19 protein-coding genes and 1 tRNA gene are annotated in these 21,031 nt (G+C 70.6%); 16 read left to right on the top strand and 4 right to left on the bottom strand.

Annotated elements, in window-relative coordinates; genetic code table 11:
* Positions 1-2: 2 nt before the first annotated feature.
* The 7 genes from ilvN (at position 3) to serA (ending at position 7,444) form a co-directional block, all read left to right on the top strand.
* Positions 3-512, top strand: a complete 510-nt coding sequence (gene ilvN, locus ACR3IO_RS11915) for an acetolactate synthase small subunit (protein WP_434071422.1) — start codon at positions 3-5, stop codon at positions 510-512.
* A gap of 72 nt (positions 513-584) precedes the next feature.
* Positions 585-1,613 (top strand): ketol-acid reductoisomerase, encoded by a 1,029-nt coding sequence (gene ilvC / locus ACR3IO_RS11920; protein ID WP_434071423.1) that lies wholly within the window; start codon positions 585-587, stop codon positions 1,611-1,613.
* Between the two features lie 222 nt (positions 1,614-1,835).
* A complete protein-coding gene (locus ACR3IO_RS11925; RefSeq protein WP_434071424.1) occupies positions 1,836-3,716 on the top strand; it encodes a bifunctional metallophosphatase/5'-nucleotidase in 1,881 nt (626 codons plus the stop codon).
* Between the two features lie 118 nt (positions 3,717-3,834).
* Entirely contained in the window at positions 3,835-4,593 is a 759-nt protein-coding gene (locus ACR3IO_RS11930) for a copper homeostasis protein CutC (protein WP_434071425.1), read from the top strand.
* A 143-nt stretch (positions 4,594-4,736) separates the two neighbouring features.
* Entirely contained in the window at positions 4,737-5,288 is a 552-nt protein-coding gene (locus ACR3IO_RS11935; protein WP_434071426.1) for a DNA polymerase III subunit gamma/tau, read from the top strand.
* Positions 5,285-5,683, top strand: coding sequence for a bacitracin resistance protein (locus tag ACR3IO_RS11940; protein ID WP_434071427.1), 399 nt, complete (start codon positions 5,285-5,287; stop codon positions 5,681-5,683). Before ACR3IO_RS11935 ends, ACR3IO_RS11940 begins: the two co-directional genes overlap by 4 nt.
* 171 nt (positions 5,684-5,854) lie before the next feature.
* A complete protein-coding gene (gene serA, locus ACR3IO_RS11945) occupies positions 5,855-7,444 on the top strand; it encodes a phosphoglycerate dehydrogenase (RefSeq protein ID WP_434071428.1) in 1,590 nt (529 codons plus the stop codon).
* 64 nt (positions 7,445-7,508) lie between these two features.
* Here serA and ACR3IO_RS11950 read toward each other — a convergent pair whose 3' ends face one another.
* Positions 7,509-8,123 (bottom strand): TetR/AcrR family transcriptional regulator, encoded by a 615-nt coding sequence (locus tag ACR3IO_RS11950; protein WP_434071429.1) that lies wholly within the window; start codon positions 8,121-8,123, stop codon positions 7,509-7,511.
* 117 nt (positions 8,124-8,240) lie between these two features.
* Between ACR3IO_RS11950 and ACR3IO_RS11955 the strand changes: the two genes are divergently transcribed.
* Positions 8,241-9,824, top strand: a complete 1,584-nt coding sequence (locus ACR3IO_RS11955) for an MFS transporter (RefSeq protein WP_434071430.1) — start codon at positions 8,241-8,243, stop codon at positions 9,822-9,824.
* A gap of 81 nt (positions 9,825-9,905) precedes the next feature.
* On the opposite strand, the gene ACR3IO_RS11960 is transcribed toward ACR3IO_RS11955, so the two are convergent.
* A complete protein-coding gene (locus ACR3IO_RS11960) occupies positions 9,906-10,172 on the bottom strand; it encodes a DUF6458 family protein (protein ID WP_434071431.1) in 267 nt (88 codons plus the stop codon).
* Positions 10,173-10,297: 125 nt separating this feature from the next.
* On the opposite strand from ACR3IO_RS11960, the gene ACR3IO_RS11965 reads away from it, so the two are divergent.
* Genes ACR3IO_RS11965 through ACR3IO_RS11980 form a run of 4 tightly spaced genes read left to right on the top strand, consistent with a single transcriptional unit; the run spans position 10,298 to position 13,783 of the window.
* Positions 10,298-11,359, top strand: coding sequence for a 3-isopropylmalate dehydrogenase (locus tag ACR3IO_RS11965; RefSeq protein WP_434071432.1), 1,062 nt, complete (start codon positions 10,298-10,300; stop codon positions 11,357-11,359).
* 23 nt (positions 11,360-11,382) lie between these two features.
* The gene (locus tag ACR3IO_RS11970) at positions 11,383-12,498 is read left to right on the top strand and encodes a branched-chain amino acid aminotransferase (RefSeq protein ID WP_434071433.1); all 1,116 of its coding nucleotides are present in this window, start codon (positions 11,383-11,385) and stop codon (positions 12,496-12,498) included.
* Positions 12,495-12,971, top strand: a complete 477-nt coding sequence (locus tag ACR3IO_RS11975) for a GNAT family acetyltransferase (protein ID WP_434071434.1) — start codon at positions 12,495-12,497, stop codon at positions 12,969-12,971. The genes ACR3IO_RS11970 and ACR3IO_RS11975 overlap by 4 nt, the downstream gene beginning before the upstream one ends.
* A gap of 41 nt (positions 12,972-13,012) precedes the next feature.
* On the top strand, positions 13,013-13,783 hold the full coding sequence (locus tag ACR3IO_RS11980) for a fumarylacetoacetate hydrolase family protein (RefSeq protein WP_434071435.1): 771 nt from the start codon (positions 13,013-13,015) through the stop codon (positions 13,781-13,783).
* A 24-nt stretch (positions 13,784-13,807) separates the two neighbouring features.
* Here ACR3IO_RS11980 and ACR3IO_RS11985 read toward each other — a convergent pair whose 3' ends face one another.
* Positions 13,808-14,866, bottom strand: coding sequence for an aminotransferase class V-fold PLP-dependent enzyme (locus tag ACR3IO_RS11985; RefSeq protein ID WP_434071436.1), 1,059 nt, complete (start codon positions 14,864-14,866; stop codon positions 13,808-13,810).
* A gap of 81 nt (positions 14,867-14,947) precedes the next feature.
* Here ACR3IO_RS11985 and ACR3IO_RS11990 point away from each other — a divergent pair, with 81 nt between their 5' ends.
* From ACR3IO_RS11990 to ACR3IO_RS12005, 4 genes are all read left to right on the top strand, one after another.
* A complete protein-coding gene (locus ACR3IO_RS11990; protein ID WP_434071437.1) occupies positions 14,948-15,889 on the top strand; it encodes a LysR family transcriptional regulator in 942 nt (313 codons plus the stop codon).
* Positions 15,890-15,917: 28 nt separating this feature from the next.
* A complete protein-coding gene (gene gltX / locus ACR3IO_RS11995) occupies positions 15,918-17,432 on the top strand; it encodes a glutamate--tRNA ligase (RefSeq protein ID WP_434071438.1) in 1,515 nt (504 codons plus the stop codon).
* 148 nt (positions 17,433-17,580) lie between these two features.
* Positions 17,581-17,652 (top strand) — tRNA-Gln (locus ACR3IO_RS12000).
* Positions 17,653-17,908: 256 nt separating this feature from the next.
* Entirely contained in the window at positions 17,909-20,329 is a 2,421-nt protein-coding gene (locus tag ACR3IO_RS12005) for a transglycosylase domain-containing protein (protein WP_434071439.1), read from the top strand.
* Positions 20,330-20,335: 6 nt separating this feature from the next.
* Here ACR3IO_RS12005 and ACR3IO_RS12010 read toward each other — a convergent pair whose 3' ends face one another.
* A complete protein-coding gene (locus ACR3IO_RS12010) occupies positions 20,336-20,974 on the bottom strand; it encodes an MBL fold metallo-hydrolase (protein ID WP_434071440.1) in 639 nt (212 codons plus the stop codon).
* Positions 20,975-21,031 lie beyond the last annotated feature (57 nt).

The raw sequence follows: 21,031 nt of genomic DNA on the forward strand, positions 1-21,031 counted from the left end.
GCATGTCGACCCACGTTCTGTCCCTCCTCGTCGAGGACAAGCCGGGCCTGCTCACGCGCGTCGCCGGGCTCTTCGCCCGCCGCGGCTTCAACATCGAGTCGCTCGCGGTCGGCCACTCCGAGATCGCGGGCCTGTCCCGCATCACGGTCGTCGTCGACGTCGACGAGTTGCCGCTCGAGCAGGTGACCAAGCAGCTGAACAAGCTCATCAACGTCATCAAGATCGTCGAGCTCGACCAGTCGCAGTCCGTCCAGCGCGAGCACCTGCTCATCAAGGTCCGCGTCGACAACACCACGCGTTCGCAGGTGCTCGAGGCGGTGAACCTCTTCCGCGCCCGCGTGGTCGACGTCGCCACCGACGCGCTCGTGATCGAGGTCACGGGCGACTCCGGCAAGACCACCGCGTTCCTGAAGGTGCTCGAGCCCTACGGCATCCGCGAGATCGCCCAGTCGGGCCTGCTCGCGATCGGCCGTGGCGGCAAGTCCATCACCGAACGCGTCTTCAAGAACTGAACGACCGGATGCTGCGGCCCCACGTCGCGGCATCCGCCGGCGGAACCCCATCACAAGGAGAAAGAACAGCACATGGCTGAGATCTATTACGACAAGGACGCGGACCTCTCGCTCATCCAGGCGAAGAAGGTCGCCGTCATCGGCTACGGCTCGCAGGGCCACGCGCACGCGCAGAACCTCCGCGACTCGGGCGTCGAGGTCGTCATCGGCCTCAAGGACGGCTCCAAGTCCATCGCCAAGGCCGAGGAGGCCGGCTTCGAGGTCAAGAACGTGGCGGATGCCGCGGCCTGGGCCGACGTCATCGTCATCCTCGCTCCCGACCAGTACCAGCGCCACATCTACGCGGAGTCCATCAAGGACAACCTCGCCGAGGGCAAGACGCTGGTCTTCGGACACGGCTTCAACATCCGCTTCGGCTACATCGAGGCGCCCGAGGGCGTCGACGTGATCCTCGTCGCCCCGAAGGCGCCGGGCCACACCGTGCGTCGCGAGTTCGTCGCCGGCCGCGGCATCCCCGACATCATCGCGGTCGAGCAGGACGCCTCGGGTTCGGCCTGGGACCTCGCGAAGTCCTACGCCAAGGCCATCGGCGGCACGCGTGCCGGCGTCATCAAGACGACCTTCACCGAAGAGACCGAGACCGACCTGTTCGGCGAGCAGTCCGTGCTCTGCGGCGGCGTCTCGCAGCTCGTGCAGTACGGCTTCGAGACCCTCACCGAGGCCGGCTACCAGCCGCAGATCGCCTACTTCGAGGTGCTCCACGAGCTGAAGCTCATCGTCGACCTCATGTGGGAGGGCGGCATCGCCAAGCAGCGCTGGTCGGTCTCCGACACGGCCGAATACGGCGATTACGTCTCGGGCCCGCGCGTCATCGACCCGCGCGTCAAGGAGAACATGAAGGCCGTGCTCGACGACATCCAGTCGGGTGCCTTCGCGACGCGCTTCATTGCCGACCAGGACGCCGGAGCCCCCGAGTTCCTCGCGCTGCGCGCCAAGGGCGAGCAGCACCCCATCGAGGTGACCGGTCGCGAGCTGCGCGCCCTGTTCGCGTGGAACTCGTCCGACGACGACGACTACGTGGACGGCGAGGTCGCTCGCTGACGCGAGCGGACCTGCCGACCTCTCCGTCAACGACGCTGATGCGGCGCCGCGCACGCGGCGGCGCCGACGGCGAGGTCGCTCGCTGACGCGAGTCACACCACCTGCTGGGACGGCGGGGTCGGCTTCGGCCGGCCCCGCCGTTTCGCGCGTGCTCGGATGAGCACGGAGAAATCCCGCCAGAGCCCTTGTCCCGAGGGCTCGGATGTGGTCGCATGTGTGGCCATGAGCCAACTCTCACATCACCATTCCGAACCCGTTCCCCGCTGGTGCTCCTGCGCCGTGCCCGACGACGACGTCGAGCCCGCCAGGTCGGGGCTGTCCCGACGCAACGTCCTCGTCGGCGCCTCCGCCGCCGGCGTCCTGGCCGCCGCAGGGTGGCCGGGAGCCGCCCAGGCCGCGCCCGACGACAAGTCCGTGACCATTACGGTCATGGGCACGTCCGACCTGCACTCGAACGTCGTCAACTGGGACTACTACAAGGACGCCACGTACAGCGACAGCGCGGGCAACACCGTCGGCCTCGCTCGCGTGGCGAGCGTCGTCGGGCAGATCCGTGCCGACCGCGGTCGCGAGCGCACACTCCTGTTCGATGCCGGCGACACCATTCAGGGCACGCCGCTCGGCTACTACTACGCCACGGTCGAGCCGGTGACCGAGACCGGCGCGATCCACCCGATGGCCGCGCAGATGAACGCGCTCGGCTATGACGCCGTCGCACTCGGCAACCACGAGTTCAACTACGGTCTCGAGTTCCTCGACCACTGGATCGAGCAGATGGACGCGCCCGTGCTCGCGGCGAACGCCGTGCACGCGGGCACGAAGGTGCCGAGGTTCCGCCCGTACACGATCAAGACGATCAAGGTGAAGGGCCGTCCGCCGATCCGGATCGGCGTGCTCGGCCTCACGAACCCCGGGGTCGTCATCTGGGACAAGGCGAACGTCTCCGGAAAGGTCGAGGTGCAGGGCCTCGTCGAGGCGGCGGCGCGCTGGGTGCCCCGCATGCGCGCCGAGGGAGCCGACATCGTCGTGGTGAGCGCGCACTCGGGCGACAGCGGCACGTCCTCGTACTCGGGCGACCTGCCCGTCGAGAACGCCGCCGCGCTCGTCGCGGCGCAGGTGTCCGGCATCGACGCGATCCTGTTCGGCCACGCCCACCTGGAGATCCCGCAGCGGTTCGTCACCAACGTCGAGACCGGCAAGCAGGTCATCATGAGCGAGCCGAAGAACTGGGGCCAGCGCGTGAGCGTGTTCGACCTGAAGCTGGAGTTCGTTCGCGGCAGCTGGCAGGTCGCGACGGCGAAGGCGATCACGGTGAACACGAACACGGTCGTCGACGACCCGGCCTTCGTCGCGTTGGTGCGATCCCAGCACGATGCGGTCGTGACCTACATGAACACGCCGGTCGCGAACTCGACCGAGGCGATGTCGGCGGCCGAGGCGTGCTGGAAGGACACCGCCATCCTCGACTACGTCAACGAGGTGCAGACGGCGACGGTCGCTGCGGCGGTCGCCGGAACGCCGGAGGCGGCGCTGCCGATCATCTCCATCGCCGCACCGTTCAACCGGGCCGCGAGCTTCCCGGCCGGTCCGGTCACGATCAAGGACGTCGCGGGTCTCTACATCTACGACAACACGCTCATGGCGTCGGTGCTCACGGGTGCGCAGATCAAGGACTACCTCGAGTACTCGGCGAAGTACTTCATCCAGGTCGCACCGGACGCCCCGATCGCGCCCGCATCGTGGACCAACGCCCGGTGGCCGAACGCCGACTCGCCCACGACGCCCGACTACAACTACGACCAGTTCTCGGGCGTGGACTACTCGGTCGACCTCTCCAAGCCGGTGGGGTCGCGCATCACGGGGCTGTCCTACGACGGCGTCCCGGTTGCCGCCGATCAGCGGTTCCTGGTCGCGGTGAACAACTACCGCCAGTCGGGCGGCGGCGGATTCCCGCACATCGCGGCGGCCCCGGTCGTCTACAACGCCCAGGTCGCGATCCGCGAGGCGATCGTCGCGTACGCCTCGGCGCAGGGCACGATCGACCCGTCGCAGTTCCATGTCGAGAACTGGCGGCTCGTGCGAAACGGGGTTCCCGTCTTCTGATCGGCCGACCGTGACGGCGGGGTCGACTCCGGTCGGCCCCGCCGTTTCGCATGCGGTCCAGCCCCCGAAGCTCGGCGGCCGGGAACTCGTCATCGCACCGACCCGGTAGCGTGTCGGGGTGACCCGAATCCTTCCCGTCGAGATCGCCGTCCAGGATGCCGCCGGCGTGCGCATCGCCCTCACGCAGGGGGCCGCACGCGTCGAACTCTGCCAGGCCCTCGGGCTCGGCGGGCTCACGCCCTCGGCGGGGCTCGTCGAGGCGGCCGTCGCAGTCGCAGGGGAGGCATCCGCCCCGAGCTTCGTGCACGTCCTCGTCCGCCCGCGCGGTGGCGGCTTCGTCTACGACGCCGACGAGATCGACACGATCGTGCGCGACATCCGATGGGCCGCATCGCAGGGCGCGCACGGCGTGGTCGTCGGCGCGGCCACGGATGCCGGATCACTCGACACGGACGCGATCGCCGCGTTCGTCGCGGCCGCCGAGGGCATCGACGTGACCGTGCATCGCGTCGTCGACGCGACGCCCGACCCGCTCGGCGCGGTCCTGCAGCTCGCCGGCCTCGGGGTGCGTCGCGTGCTCACCTCCGGCGGCGGGGCCGACTGTCGCGCAGGACTCACCACCCTCGCGCGCATGGTCGACGAGGTCGCCGGCACGCTCGAGATCATGGCCGGCGGCGGCGTGAAGGTCGACGACATCTCCGCCCTCGCGGCGGTCGGCGTCGATGCCGTGCACCTGTCGGCACGAGGCCGGGCCGTGCGCGGCGGCGTGAGCGGACCCGGCGGGGGAGAGGTCGGCTTCGACGAGACGGACGCATCGCTCGTCGCGGCAGCCGTGCGGGCAGCGGGTCCCAGAAACGAGCCGCCCACGGGCGCATGACGCCGATCCCGAGCCGAACGCCGGGCCGGAAGCGTCCGCCGCGGTCGAGTCGGCGCGGGTCTCGTTCGACTTCGGCGTCGCGCAGCCGCGCATCGAGGGTCGCTGCCTCGTCGAAGGCTGACGCCGCTGGCTAGGCTGGAGGCATGCGCGACCCCGATCCCCACGACGACGCCCTGCGCTGGGAGGGCGACGACGATCCGACGCTCGCCCCGGGATGGAAGACGGTCGGTTCGCCGGTCCCGACCCGTCCCGAACCGACGACCGCGTCGGGCGACGACGGCCCCGACACCGACGGGAAGGTGGACGCGGACGCGGACGCGACGACGGTGGCCGACGCCGCGGCATCCCATCGCGAGGTCGACGACGCCGACGCAGGCGATGACGCCGTCGACGAGGCCGCCCCGGCGCCCGCGCAGATCGGCTCGGTCGAGCTCGTCGTGCTCGGCGTCCTCGCGGGCGTCTACCTGCTCTACACGATCGGCTGGCTGATCAGCGCGCTCCGCACGTCGAGCCCCGGCGTCAGCATCGTGAGCGACTTCATGTACTCGCTCGGGCTCTGGCTCGCGGTGCTCGCGGCACCGTGCTGGTTCGCGCTCGCCCTCCGCTCGCGCGGGCGTCGCAGCCGTCTCATCTGGCTGATCGCGGGCGTGGTCGTGCTCGCACCGCTGCCGTTCGTCCTGGGGGTGACCGCATGAGCACGGCTCCGATCGCGCCCGATCACGGGCGTGGCCCCGCGGCATCCGACCCGGCAGGTGCCCGAGCAGGCGCCACGACCCATCCGGTGCCGCTGTGGCTCGAAGTGGCCCTCGCGGTCGTGTTCGGCCTGTTCTACGCGTTCGACGTGTGGGAGGTCGTCGAGAGCATCGTGCAGCTGCTCGGCATCGGCCTCTCGTTCACGGCCGGCGGATGGGCGGTCATGATCGCGGCCCTGGTTGCGCCGCTCGCCTGCTTCGTCGCGGCGTTCGCACTCGGTCGTCGAACCGGCGTGCTCGGGCGCATCGCGCTCTACTTCACCGGGCTCTGCGTCTCGGCCGTGCTGTTCCTCAGCCTGTCGGTGCTGCTCGGGCAAGTCGGCGGCGTCGTCGCCTGACCGACCGGTGGTGCGGGCGAGCCGGTCTGCGGGCATCGTCGCGCATCGTCACACGCACGGCGCGCCCTCGCGCCTGAAGTAGGCTGGGCGGGTTGCGCCCCCCATGGCGTGTGGCGCATCCCACCCACACACTGCAGCGCCCTGTGCGCGCAAGACCCGAAGGAACCATTCGTGTCAAAGCCGGTCGTGCTGATCGCAGAAGAACTCTCGCCCGCCACCGTCGACGCCCTCGGGCCCGACTTCGACGTCCGCAACGTCGACGGCACCGACCGTGCGGCGCTGCTGTCCGCACTCTCCGACGCCGAGGCGATCCTCATCCGGTCCGCGACCCAGGTCGACGCCGAGGCGATCGCGGCGGCGCCGAGGCTCCGGGTCGTGGCACGTGCCGGCGTCGGCCTCGACAACGTCGACGTCAAGGCGGCCACGACCGCCGGCGTCATGGTCGTGAACGCACCCACGTCGAACATCATCTCCGCGGCCGAACTCACGATCGGCCACATCCTGAGCCTCGCGCGCCACATTCCCGCCGGGCACAGCTCACTGGCTGCGGGCCAGTGGAAGCGGTCGGCCTACACCGGCACCGAGCTCTACGAGAAGACCGTGGGCATCATCGGCCTCGGCCGCATCGGCGCGCTCATCACCGCACGCCTGCAGGCGTTCGGCATGAACGTCATCGCGTTCGACCCCTACATCACGGCCGCCCGCGCGCAGCAGCTCGGCGTGCAGACCGTCTCGCTCGACGAACTGCTCGCGCAGAGCGACTTCGTCACCATCCACATGCCGCGCACGCCCGAGACGCTCGGCATGATCGGCACCGAGCAGCTCGCGAAGATGAAGAAGACCGCCTACGTCGTGAACGTCGCGCGCGGCGGCCTCATCGACGAGGAGGCACTGCACGACGCGCTGGTCGACGGCGTCATCGCCGGTGCCGCGCTCGACGTCTTCGTGCAGGAGCCGCCGAAGGAGTCGCCGCTGCTCGGCCTCCCGAACATCATCGTCACGCCGCACCTCGGCGCCTCGACCGACGACGCCCAGGAGAAGGCGGGCGTCTCGGTCGCCAAGTCCGTGCGGCTCGCGCTCGCGGGCGAGCTCGTGCCCGACGCGGTCAACGTCGCGGGCGGCGTCATCGACCCGTACGTGCGTCCGGGCATCCCGCTCGTCGAGAAGCTCGGCCAGCTCTTCTCCGGCCTCGCGCACGGGCCGCTCACGAGCCTCGACGTCGAGGTGCGCGGCGAGCTCGTCGACTACGACGTGAGCGTGCTGAAGCTCGCGGCGCTGAAGGGCGTCTTCACCAACGTGGTGAGCGAGACGGTGTCGTACGTGAACGCGCCGCTCCTCGCCGAGCAGCGCGGCATCGCGGTGCGCCTGATCACCGAGTCCGACAGCCCCGAGTTCCGCAACGTGATCACGCTGCGCGGCGCCCTGGCCGACGGCACGCAGGTCTCGGTCGCGGGCACGCTGACCGGCACGAAGCAGATCGAGAAGCTCGTCGGCATCAACGGCTACGAGCTCGAGGTGCCGATCGCGACCACGCACATCGTCATGGAGTACGTCGACCGCCCCGGCATCGTCGCGGTCTACGGCCAGGAGTTCGGCGAGGCCGGCATCAACATCGCGGGCATGCAGATCGCCCGCCGCGAGGCCGGCGGCTCGGCGCTCAGCGTGCTCACGGTCGACTCGCCGGTTCCCACCGACGTCCTCGACCGGGTCCGCGAGGCGATCGACGCGCAGATCTTCGTCGAGATCGACATCACCGAGTAGTCGAGACGACCTGTGGCGGATGCCGCGGCCGACCGGGTTCCGGTCGACCGCGGCATCCGTCGTCTCAGGGGCGGTGGTCGGCGTCGGCGTCGGAGCCGGCCGTGAGGCGTTCGAGCAGTGCGATGAGGTCGTCCATCTCGGCAGGGCCGAGCGGGTCGGATGCCGCGATCGCGGCCGCTTCGCCGTCGACGGGGCCGCTCGGGGCGTCGGCCTCGGCGCGAAGGGCTGCGTGGTAGTAGAGGCCGTCGCCGATCAGGGTGATCGCGAGGGCCAGCGTGGGGTCGCCGACGTGTCGGCCCAGCACGTCGAGCCAGCGGCCGCGCACGTCGTCGATGGCCCGCGCCGCGGCGTGATCGCCGCCCTGGGCGAGTCGAACGGTGGCGATGAAGGTGCGGTCGAGCGGGGTCTCGAGCTCGACCGATGACCGCACGAAGTAGGCGACGGCACCCTCGGGTGCGGCGTCGATGAGGGCCACGTCGTCGTCGATGAGGCGGTGCAACCGTGCCAGCAGGCCGGCGATGAGGGCGTCGCGGGTGCCGAAGTGGTAGAGCAGACCGCCCTTCGAGACGCCGGCGGCCCGGGCCGTGGCATCGATGGTCGCGCCGCGTTCGCCCTCGGCGATGATGAGGCGCTCGAACGCGTCGAGCACGGCTTCTCGCGCTGCGGGGGGTCGGCTCATGACTCCATTGTGGCGGAGATCGGGTCGGGTTCCGGCGTTGGCGGGTGCTGCGGCATTCTGTTACTATACCAACCGGACGGTACAGTAACCGTCTTCCGACGAGAACGAGCGAAACGCATGACCGAGAACACGACGAACATCGCCACCCAGGCGACTGCTGCGGCATCCGCCCCTGGATCGGGGGCGGCCCCGCGTGCGCCCCGCCGCGCCTGGGTCGCGCTCGCGGTGCTGATGCTGCCGGTGCTGCTGGTCTCGGTCGACAACACGGTGCTGAGCTTCGCGCTGCCCGAGATCGCGCTCGCCCTCGAGCCGACGGCCGCCCAGCAGCTCTGGATCATCGACGCCTACCCGCTGGTGCTCGCGGGCCTCCTCGTCGCCATGGGCAGCGCCGGAGACCGCTTCGGCCGTCGCCGGATGCTGCTGATCGGCTCGATCGGCTTCGCCGTGGTGTCGGTCGGCGCGGCCTTCGCGCCGACCGCCGAGGCGCTCATCGCGGCCCGTGCGGCACTCGGATTCTTCGGCGCGATGCTCATGCCCTCGACGCTGTCGCTGCTGCGCACGATCTTCGCCGACCGCGAGCAGCGCCGACTGGCGATCGCGATCTGGGCGACGGGCTTCGCGGCCGGCAGCGCGCTCGGCCCGATCGTGGGCGGCGTGCTGCTCGAGCACTTCGCCTGGGGCTCGGTCTTCCTCCTCGCGGTGCCGGTGCTCGTGCCCCTCATCGTGCTGGTCCCGCTGCTGATCCCCGAGAGCCGCGACCCTGCTCCGGGCGCCATCGACGTGCCGAGCATCCTGCTCTCGCTCGCGGCCATGGTGCCGATCGTCTTCGGGATCAAGTCGATCGCGACCGAGGGCCTCGGCGGATTCGGCATCCAGGCGATCGTGCTCGGCGTGTTCTGCGCGGCGTGGTTCGTGCGCCGTCAGCTGCGCAGTGCGACGCCGATGCTCGACGTGCGCCTGTTCGCGAAGGGATCGTTCGGCGGCGCCGTGCTCGTGAACCTGTTCAGCGTCATCGCGCTCGTCGGCTTCCTCTACTTCGTGTCGCAGCACCTGCAGCTCATCGCCGGGCTGAGTCCGGTGCAGGCGGGCGTCGCGCTGCTGCCCGGGCTCGTGGCGATGATCATCGCCGGACTCGTGGTCGTGCCGATCGCACGACGGGTGCGCCCGCGCGTGCTCGTGCCGACGGCGCTCGGGCTCTCCGGCCTCGGCTACCTCATGATCGCGCTCATGACGGACGCCGAGTCGATCGCGCCGATCGTGATCGCGTTCGTGCTGCTCGGCGTCGGCATCGGCGCCGCCGAGACGGTGTCGAACGAGCTCATCCTCTCGAGCGCGCCGTCCGACAAGGCCGGCGCCGCCTCCGCGGTCTCCGAGACCGCGTACGAGCTCGGCGCGGTGCTCGGCACCGCGGTGCTCGGCAGCATCCTCGCCGCGCACTACCGCAGTGCGCTCGCGCTGCCGGCCTCGCTGACTTCGGCCCAGGCGGATGCCGCACGCGAGACCCTCGCCGGCACGACGGCGGTGGCCGACCAACTGCCCGCCGGCGTCGCCGACCAGCTCCTCGCATCTGCGGCCGCGGCGTTCGACGGAGGCGTCGTGCTCACCTCGCTCATCGGCGTGGCGCTCATGCTCGCCGCCGCCGTGATCGCCGCGGTGACGCTGCGCAACCCGCAGCCCGCGACCGGCGAGTCGTCGCGCTGAGTCGATCGCGCGGAGGCCGGAACACGAACGAGCCCGCCCGTGCCATCGCGGCATCGGACGGGCTCGTTCGGTCGTGGTGGGTCAGAGCTCCTCGGGCCCGGGACCGGGGCGCGACTGCTCGCTGCGCGTGACGCGGTTGCCGGTCGACGGGTCGATCGAGGTCTGACTGGTGGCGACCGTGCGGCGGCGGCGCGCCATCAGCACCAAGCTGAGGACGACGACGACCGCGCCGGCGGCCATGAGGATGTAGCCGACCAGCTGAAGGTCGATCCAGTCGACGCTCACCTGCAGCGCGAAGGCGAGGATGGCGCCGATGACGAACAGGACGATTCCGAGTCCGAGACTCATGAGCTACCTCCAATGCCGGGGCGGTCGGATGCCGCGTCCGACGGCGGCGGGGACGTGCCCCGCACAGCGTCAGGCTAGCCCCGTCAGCCACTACGCTGGGAGGGCTGGTGCACGAAGGGACGTTCATGGTACGCACGGTCAAGCTCGCAGTCATCGCCGGAGACGGAATCGGCCCCGAGGTGGTCGCCGAGGCCCTGAAGGTGCTCGAGGCTGCCACGGCCGCAACCGACGTCGCCTTCGCGCAGACGCCGTTCTCGCTCGGCGCCGCACGCTACCTCGAGACCGGCGACGTGCTCACCGACGAGGACCTGGCCGCCATCAAGGGCCACGACGCGATCCTCCTGGGCGCCGTCGGCGGGGTGCCGGGCGATCCTCGCCTCGCGGGCGCCAACATCGAGCGCGGGCTCCTGCTGAAGCTCCGCTTCGAGCTCGACCACTACGTCAACCTCCGTCCGACCGTGCTGCACGAGGGCGTCGCGAGTCCGCTCGCGAACCCCGGCGAGGTCGACTTCGTCGTCGTGCGCGAGGGCACCGAGGGGCCGTACGTCGGCAACGGCGGGGCCATCCGCGTGGGCACCCCGGCCGAGGTCGCGAACGAGGTCTCGGTCAACACCGCGTTCGGCATCGAGCGCCTCGTGCGCTACGCGTTCGCCGCGGCATCCGCCCGCCCGCGCAAGAAGCTCACCCTCGTGCACAAGACCAACGTGCTCGTGTTCGCGGGCTCCCTCTGGAAGCGCACGGTCGATGCGGTCGCGGCCGAGTTCCCCGACGTGAGCGTCGACTACCTGCACGTCGACGCGGCGACCATCTTCCTCGTGACGGATCCTGCTAGATTCGATGTCATCGTCACGGACAACCTCTTCGGCGACATCCTCACCGATCTGGCCGGCGCGATCAGCGGCGGCATCGGTCTCGCAGCCTCGGGCAACATCAACCCCGACGGACGATTCCCCAGCATGTTCGAGCCGGTTCACGGTTCCGCACCCGACATCGCCGGGAAGGGCATCGCCGATCCGACCGCGGCGATCGGCTCGGTCGCGCTCCTGCTCCGCCACCTGGGCGAAGCGGATGCCGCGTCCGTGATCGAGCGGGCGATCGCCGCCGACATCGCCGACCGCGGCGACGTGGCCCGATCGACCTCCGACGTCGGCGACGCGATCGCCGCACGCATCGGCTCTCACGACTGATTCATCGCATCGAAGGACACATCATGACGATCAACCTCCCGCTCCAGGCACCCTCACCCGCCGGACTCATCTGGCAGACCGTCCGCAACGAGCAGGCGAAGTCCGACGAGGAGCGGGAGGCGGTCCTCGCCGACCCCGGCTTCGGCAACCACTTCACCGACCACATGGTCGACGTGTGCTGGTCGGAGAAGGGCGGCTGGCACCGCCCGCGCGTCACGCCCTACGGCCCGATCTCGCTCGATCCGGCCGCGGCCGTGCTGCACTACGCGCAGGAGATCTTCGAGGGCATGAAGGCCTATCGGCACGCCGACGGGTCGATCCACACGTTCCGCCCCTACGAGAACGCCGCCCGCATGCAGCGTTCCGCCCGGCGCCTGGCGCTGCCCGAGCTGCCGAGCGAGATCTTCATCGAGTCGCTGAAGAAGCTCATCGCGGTCGACGCGCAGTGGGTTCCCGGTGCGCCCGAGACGAGCCTGTACCTGCGTCCGTTCATGTTCGCGAAGGAGGCGTTCCTCGGCGTGCGCCCCGCGAAGAAGGTCGCGTACTACGTCATCGCGAGCCCGGCCGCCGCGTACTTCCCGGGCGGCGTCGCCCCCGTGAACATCTGGCTGTCGACGAACTACGCCCGCGCGGGCAAGGGCGGCACCGGCGCGGCCAAGACCGGCGGCAACTACGCGTCCAGCCTGCTGCCCCAGGCCGAGGCCTACGAGAAGGGCTGCCAGCAGGTCGCCTTCCTCGACGACGCGGGCAACCTCGAGGAGCTCGGCGGCATGAACGTCGTCATCGTCAAGCGCGACGGCACGCTCGTCACGCCCGAGTCCGACTCGATCCTCGAGGGCATCACACGCGACTCGATCCTGCAGCTCGCGGCCGACCGCGGCCATGCGGTCGAGCGCCGTCACGTGCCGATCAGCGAGTGGCGCGCCGGCGTCGAGTCCGGCGAGATCGTGGGTGCGTTCGCCTGCGGCACCGCGGCGGTGGTCGTGCCGATCGGGCGCCTGCTCGCCGACGACTTCGAGATCGTGCACGCGCACGCCGAGGCATCCGACCTCGCGCTCTCGCTGCGCGAGGAGCTCACCGACATCCAGTACGGTCGTCGCGAAGACCGCCACGGTTGGATGCTCCGCCTCGACGCATGAGCGAGGCCGACCTCCCGACGGCGGATGCCGCGGTCGCGGCCGCGCGCATCCGCTCGTTCGTGCGAGCCGACACCGAGGCCGTCGTGGCCCTGTGGCGCGAGTCCGGACTCGTCGTGCCGTGGAACGACCCGTACGTCGACATCGAGCGCAAGCTCACCGTGCAGCCCGAGCTCTTCCTCGTGGCCGATGTCGACGGCCGGCCGGCGGGCACCGCGATGGTCGGCTTCGACGGGCACCGCGGCTGGGTCAACTACCTCGCGGTGGAGGCGGGCCTTCGCGGCGGCGGCCTCGGGGCGCGCCTCATGTCCGAGGCCGAGCGGCTCCTCGCCGAGCGCGGGTGCCCGAAGCTGAACCTCCAGGTGCGCTCGTCGAACACGGCCGTGATCGAGTTCTACCGGCGGCTCGGCTACGGGGTCGACGAAGTGACGAGCCTCGGCAAGCGGTTGATCCCCGACACCCCACCGGCCGGGTAGGGCGCACAGCGCCCCTGTCGTGAGCCGGATACGCTGAAGCCATGAAGATCGCGCGCTTCTCACACGGTGAGTCCATCTCGTTCGGCGTCCTCGACGAGGAGGAGGGCGAGCTGGTCGTGCTGAAGGCCGACCCGATGTTCGCGGGCTACGAGCCCACCGGCCAGCGCGTGGCCCTGGCCGACGCGACCCTGCTCGCCCCGGTCATCCCGCGGTCCAAGGTGGTCGCCGTCGGCAAGAACTACCGCGAGCACGCCGCCGAGATGGGCGGCGAGGCGCCCGCCGAGCCGCTGCTCTTCCTCAAGCCGAACACCTCGGTCATCGGCACGGCCGACATCATCGTGCTGCCGCCGCAGAGCGAGCAGGTGGAGCACGAGGGAGAGGTCGCCGTCGTCATCGGCCGCGTCGCGAAGAACGTCTCCGAGGCCGATGCCGCGGGCGTCATCTTCGGCTACACCATCGCCAACGACGTGACGGCCCGCGACCTGCAGCGTCGCGACGGCCAGTGGTCGCGCGCGAAGGGCTTCGACACGTTCTGCCCGCTCGGGCCGGTCATCGACACCGACCTCGACCTCGAGCACGGCACGATCGAGACCCGGGTGAACGGCGAGGTGCGCCAGCAGGGCGCGCTCGCCGACATGGTGCACTCGATCCCGGCGATCATCGCCTACGCCTCGAGCGTGTTCACGCTCCTGCCCGGCGACGTGATCCTCACGGGCACGCCGGCGGGCGTCGGCCCGCTCGTCGACGGCGACGTCGTCGAGGTCGAGGTCTCGGGTCTCGGCACGCTGACGAACACCGCCCGGCGCATGTAGCGTCGGCGGGTGCGCCCGCCCCGCTCAGGACCGGATCGTCGTCGTCGCACCGGTACGTCGCAGCGCGTTCGCGGCGAGGTCGACGTCCTCGTCGTCGTTCCACACGTGGAACGCCACGCGCGCTCGACCGGCGCGCCCGGACGCCGTGACGCCGGCCGCGGTGAGCGCGGCGAGGTCGCACCCGTCGGCATCCGTCCAGGTCACGATCGCGCTGTCGGATGCCGCGAGCCCGAGCCGCGCCCGGAACGCGTTCGCGAGGCCGACGTCGTGCCCGCGCACGGCCTCCATGTCGAGCGAGGCCGCGAGGCCGAGGGCGGCCTCGGCACCCGCCCACGCGTGCCAGGCGGGGGAGACGTCGAAGCGCGTGGCATCCGGCGCGACGTGCAGGTCGGGCCCGTAGCACGAGGCCCAGGGGTCGGCGCCGGAGTACCAGCCGGCCGTGATCGGCGTCAGCTCGGCGACCGCGCGGTCGGAGAAGGCGGCGAAGGCGGCGCCCCGGGGGGACCCGAGCCACTTGTAGGCGTGGCAGACGACGAGGTCGGCATCCACGTCGGTGGTCGGCATCCAGCCGGTCGCCTGCGTGGTGTCGAGGAGGGTGAGCGCGCCGGCGTCGCGGGCGGCGACGGCGAGCGCCGCGGCATCCGCGATCTCACCGGTCGCGGACTGTACGAGCGAGGCGGAGACGAGCCAGGTCGCCGGGCCGACCTCGTCGGCGAGCGCGTCGAGCGGCACATGCCGCACGCGCAGGTCGCCGCGGGCCATGAACGGCGCGACGATCGAGGAGAAGTCGCCGTCGACGCAGAGCACCTCGGCGCCGACGGGGGCGGATGCCGCGGCGAGCGCCACGAAGACCGAGGCCTGCGACCCGGTCGCGACCTGGGACGGTCGGGCGCCGAGCAGCGTCGCCGCGTGGCCGCGCGCCCGTTCGAGCGAGGCCGAGTAGTCGGCGGCGGTGGCCCGGCCGGTGGCCCACGCGTCGAGGTCGCGACGCACCGCGACCCGCGTGACGTCGGCCGGGAGTCCGAGCGTGCAGGCGGCGAGGTAGCCTCGGCCGGTCGAGTAGCGGGATCGTTCGGGGTGCATGCCTCCAGCCTCGACCGCATTGGGCTATTGCACAACGGCAACTGTGCAATCGAATGCATGCGCAACAGTTATGATTCGGGAATGTCCGACGCCTCGATCGAAGCCCTCGCCGACGCCCTCGACCTTCAGACCGTGCGCGTCGTCGGGCGCATCCGCGAGCACGGCTCCCTGACCGCCGCCGCGGCCTCGCTCGGCTACAGCCAGCCGGCCGTGAGCCAGCAGTTGCGCCGCTTCGAGCAGCGCACGGGCATCGCGCTCGTCGAACGGGCCGGCCGCGGCATCCGCCTGACCGAATCGGGCCGCGTGCTCGCGCGCCACGCGAACGCCGTGGCGACCACGCTCGAGGCGGCGGCGGGGGAGCTCGCCGAGATCCGCGGGCTCCGTGCGGGGCGCGTCCGCCTCGCGGCGTTCCCGTCGGCATCGGCCACGCTCGTGCCCCGGCTCATCGCGGGCCTCGCGGCGCGGCATCCGGGCGTCACCGTCACCTACGTCGAGGCCGAGCCGCCCGAAGCGGTCGCGGCCGTGCGCGGCGACCGGGCCGACCTCGCGATCACGTTCAGCTACCCGGGCGATCGCGACGACCCGCACACCGAGAGCGCGCGGGGGCTCGACGTGCGCTCGATCGGCGCCGAGCGCATCCGTCTGGTGCTGCCGCAGGAGCACCCCGCCGCGGCATCCGACGTCGTCGACCTCGCGGACCTCGCCGACGAGGCGTGGATCGCCGGATGCCCCCGCTGCCGCGGACACCTGCTCGAACTGACGACGAAGGCCGGGTTCCGGCCCCGCATCGGCTTCGAGACCGACAACTTCGTCGCCGTCGAGTCGATGGTCGCGCAGGGACTCGGCGTCGCGCTGCTGCCCGACCTCGCCCTGGCGGCGTCGCCGCGGCATCCCGGCGTCGTCACGAGGCCGACGACGGGCGCCGACGTGCGATCGCTGCACCTGGTGACCGCGCGCGGCGGGACCCGGGTGCCGGCCGTCGCCGCGGCGGTCGCGGTGCTCGAGGAGCTCGCGCCGCGGTAGGTTCCGGCCCCTCGGTACGATTGAGGGGATGTCTGAGACAACCCACCCCACGACCACGGCCACCGGCAGCGACGTGCGCGTCCGCTTCTGCCCGTCGCCCACCGGCACGCCGCACGTCGGCCTCGTCCGCACGGCCCTCTTCAACTGGGCGTACGCCCGCCACACCGGCGGCACGTTCGTGTTCCGCATCGAGGACACCGACGCCGCCCGCGACAGTGAGGAGAGCTTCGAGCAGATCATCGACGCCCTCACCTGGCTCGGCCTCGACTGGGACGAGGGCGTCGGCAAGGGCGGCCCGAGCGAGCCCTACCGGCAATCGCAGCGCAGCGACATCTACCAGGACGTCATCGCCCGGCTCAAGGCCGCGGGCCACCTCTACGAGTCGTTCTCGACCGCGGAAGAGATCGATGCGCGCAACCTCGCGAACGGCCGCCCCAAGCAGCTCGGGTACGACAACTACGACCGCGACCTCACCGACGACCAGAAGGCCGCCTTCCGCGCCGAGGGCCGCGAGCCCGCCCTGCGCCTGCGCGTGCCCGAGGCCGACCTCGGCTTCGACGACCTCGTGCGCGGCCGCATCGACTTCCCGGTCGGATCGACCATCGACTTCGTGCTCGTGCGACCCAACGGTGCGCCGCTCTACACGCTCGTGAACCCGGTCGACGACGCCCTCATGGGCATCACGCACGTGCTCCGTGGAGAAGACATCCTGAGCTCGACGCCCCGCCAGATCGCGCTCTACCATGCGCTCATCGACATCGGCGTGACCACCTTCGTGCCCCGCTTCGGCCACCTGCCCTACGTCATGGGCGAGGGCAACAAGAAGCTCAGCAAGCGCGACCCCGAGTCGAACCTGTTCCACCACCGCGACCGGGGCTTCATCCCCGAGGGGCTCGTCAACTACCTCGCGCTCCTCGGCTGGGGCTTCTCCGCCGACCGCGACGTGTTCAGCCGCGAGGAGTTCATCGCCGCGTTCGATGTCGCGAACGTCAACCCGAACCCGGCCCGCTTCGACCAGAAGAAGGCCGAGTCGATCAACGGCGACCACATCCGGCTCCTCGAGCCCGCCGACTTCGCCGCGCGCACCGTTCCCTACCTCGAGGCCGCGGGCGTGCTCTCCGGGCCGCTCGAGCCCGCCCAAGAGGCGATCCTCGCCGAGGCCGCACCGCTCGTGCAGGAGCGCATCGGCCTGCTCGGCGAGGCGCCGGGCATGCTCGGCTTCCTCTTCACCGATGCCGCGGGGCTGACCTACGACGACGACGCGCTCAAGGGGCTGCCCGCCGACGCCGCCGCCGTGCTCGCCGCGTCCCGCGAGGCGCTCGACCGGCTGCCGGCCGGGGAGTGGACGCACGACCAGATCGAGCAGGCCCTGCGCGCCGCCCTCATCGACGGCCTCGGCCTGAAGCCGCGGGTCGCCTTCGGCCCCCTCCGCACGGCGATCTCGGGTCGACGGGTGTCGCCGCCGCTGTTCGAGTCCATGCAGATCCTCGGCAAGATCGACTCGCTCGAGCGCATCGACCAGCTCGCGGCCCGCGTCGGCTGAGTCGCGGCGAGCGGATGTCGCGGCTCCGCGCCGCGGCATCCGCCGCGATCGAGCGAGTCGATCGGGGCATCGGAGCGGTCTCGGTTTGGACGTGCTCGATCCATAGGCTAGAGTCGTATGTCGGCGCGGAACTCCGGTTTCAAGCCATTGGGGTATGGTGTAATTGGCAACACGGCGGTTTCTGGTTCCGTTGTTCTTGGTTCGAGTCCAGGTACCCCAGCAAGCGAAGTGAGATGAAGAGGCCCGGTTTTCCGGGCCTTTTCTCGTATCCGGGGCCGTCGTCCCGCCCGGTGCCCCGGGCGGACGATCATCGTCTCGGCGGTCGTGGCGGGCTCCGTCGAGCCGACCCTGAGAACTCCTCACGGCGCGCCGTGGCCGCGGTACTGGACATGATCGCCCGCCTGCGGTGAGATTGGGAGCGACCAGCATCGTCCGCCCTACAGGACGACCGGTACGGCCGTGGGGGTGGGCCTGGAATGGAACGCAACAAGCGCAACCGCGATTTCGCAGAGACGCGAACGCCCATCGGGGTGCTCGGCGGTTTCGCGGGACTCGTCATCGCGAGCGCGATGGCCGCCGCCCTCATCGTCGTCGGCGTCACGCCGGCTCTCGCGACCGTCGGCATGGCGGCATCCGGCACGATCGACATGTTCGAGCGGCTGCCGGGCTACCTCAAGATCGGCGAGCTCTCGCAGAAGAGCAACATCTACGCGACGCAGTCCGACGGCACGACCGTGCTCCTGGCCTCCTTCTACGACCAGAACCGGGTCGAGGTCGGGTGGGACGAGGTCAGCACGTTCGTGAAGGACGCGGCGGTCGCAGGAGAGGACCCGCGCTTCTACGACCACGGTGGCGTCGATCTCCAGGGCACCCTCCGCGCGGCCCTCACGACGGCCGCGGGCCGTGACACCCAGGGCGGCTCCTCGATCGCGCAGCAGTACGTGAAGAACGTCCGCGTGCAGCAGTGCGAACGCGATGCCGACAAGGTCGCGCTCGAGGACATGACCGATGACGAGATCGCCGCGCTGACCGGTGACGAGCGGTTCGCGCTCGTCGAGGACGCGCGCCTCGACTGCTACGACAGCGCGACCGAGACGAGCATCGACCGCAAGCTGAAGGAGATGCGCCTCGCGATCGGCGTCGAGAAGCGGTACTCGAAGAACGACATCCTGCTCGGCTACCTCAACATCGCCGGCTTCGGCGGCACCGTGTACGGCATCGAGGCGGCCGCGAACTACTACTTCAGCACCACCGCGGCGAAGCTGACGCTGCCGCAGGCCGCGTCGCTCGTGGCCATCGTGAACAATCCCGTGAAGTTCCAGCTCGACAAGCCGAGCAGCAAGACGAACGGCGTCGAGAACGGATACGCCGCGAACCGGGAGCGGCGCGACTACCTGCTTCGGCACATGCTGAAGGAGAAGAAGATCACGCCCGAGCAGTACCAGGCCGCGGTCGAGACGCCCGTCGAACCGGCCATCACCGAGCCGAGCACCGGATGCCAGACGGCCGGCGGTTCGGCGTACTTCTGCGACTACGTCAAGCACATCCTCCAGAACGACCCGACGTTCGGCGAGGACGACGACGAGCGCATGCTGAACTTCCGCCGCGGCGGATATCAGGTGTACACCACGCTCGACCTCGACCTCCAGTACTGGGCCGAGCGCGCACTCACCGAGAACGTGCCCTCGACGTACCCCGGATGGGATGTCGGCGGCGTGATCTCGACCGTGCAGGTCGGAACCGGTCGCGTACTGGCGATGGCACAGAACAAGGTCTACAGCCAGGATCCCGAAGTCGCCAGCAACCCGAACTACTCGGGCATCAACTACAACACCGACTACGACTACGGCGGGTCGAGCGGGTTCCAGCCCGGCTCCTCGTACAAGGTCTTCACGCTCGCCGAATGGCTCGCCGAGGGGCATGCCCTGACTGAACGGGTCAACTCGAGCCGGAAGAGCAACTGGGGCGCGTTCAACGACAGCTGCCTCGGCACCCAGTACGCGGATGCCGGGTGGAATCCGCGCAACGACGCGAACGAGCCCGGCGGCCGCTACAGCGCGCTCGAGTCGACCATCGGCTCGATCAACACCGGATTCCTCGGCATGGCCAAGCTGATCGACCAGTGCGGCATCGCGAACAAGGCGCGGGCGTTCGGGGTGCACCGGGCCGACGGGAATCCGCTCGTGCAGTACCCGTCGGCGGTGCTCGGCATCAACGAGGTCGCGCCCCTCAGCATGGCGGTGGCCTTCGCCGGCATCGCGAACGACGGCGTGGCCTGCACCCCGGTCGCGATCGATCGCATCGTCGGCCCCGACGGCGAGGAGATCCCCCCGCCGAAGTCCACGTGCGAGGCGGCCGTGACCCCCGAGGTCGCGGGTGCGATGCACTACGCGATGTCCCGCGTGATGACCTCCGGAACCGGCCAGGTCTCGAACGGGAACACGGTGCCCTCCGTCCCGCTCATCGGCAAGACCGGAACCACCGACGGCGCGAAGGACACCTGGATGGTCGGGGCCTCGACCGAGGTGGCCACCGCCGCCGCCGTCGTGAGCGTCAACGGCGACGCGAACCAGCGCGGCATCCAATTCGCGTCGGGCGAGGCGGCGACCGCGCGGCACCGCATGTGGCCCATGGTGATGTCCGCCGCGTCGCTGAAGTACGGCGGTGGCGAGTTCTCGATGGCCGGCCCGGGTCCGGTCGCGCCGTTCACCTCGCCGACGCCGTTCAACGACGTGCCGATCGAGCCGGTCGCTCCACCGCCACCGCCCGCCCCCGCGCCGGCCCCGGCTCCCGCACCGGCGCCCCAGGGCGATGGCGGCGACGACGGGCAGGGCGATCGCACCCTCGAGCCGCGCGACGACGACGACCGCGGCGGCGGGCCGAACCAGCCCGACTGAGCCCGGTCAGAAGTCGAGGGTGTCGCCCGGTTCGAGCGCGAGGTACTCGCCGCCGCCCTGCTCGACCGCCCAGCTCAGCCGCGCGTTCGAGAGGGCCTTGCCCGCCTGCGAGAGCAGCATCTCGTGGGTCGGGAACGCGCGTCGGGGTGCGACGGCGAGGACGTAGTCGATCGCCTCGGAGATCTTCATCCACGGTGCGCTCGCGGGAGCCGCGAGCACGTCGACGGCGACCCCGTCGGGCACCGTGAACGCGTCGCCGGCGTAGTAGAGCGCGTCGTTCACGAGGACGCCGAGGTTGTCGATGATCGGAATGGACTCGTGGATCTGCGCGTGCAGTCCGCCGAAGAACCGGAGCCGGTAGGGGCCGACCTCGATCTCGTCGCCGGCGTTCACCACCTCGACGTCGAAGCCGGTGGCCGCGGCCGCGACGCCGGCGGGCCCGAAGATGCGCACATCGGGGCTGGCCTCGACGATGCGGGTGAACTGCTCGGGCGTCCAGTGGTCGTCGTGCGCATGGGTGATGACGATCGCGACCGCACCCACGGCATCGGTGATGGGCGTCGTGAACTTGCCCGGATCGATGAAGAGCCGGTCTCCGGAGTGGTCGATGACGAGGGCGGCATGTTCGAGCTTCGTGAGACGCATGCTCCGAGCAAACACCGCGACCCGGTGCGAATGCAAGCCGTCGCGGATGCCAGAATC

The sequence above is a fragment of the Agromyces sp. Marseille-Q5079 genome (genome assembly GCF_051016555.1).
Taxonomy (GTDB): Bacteria; Actinomycetota; Actinomycetes; order Actinomycetales; family Microbacteriaceae; genus Agromyces.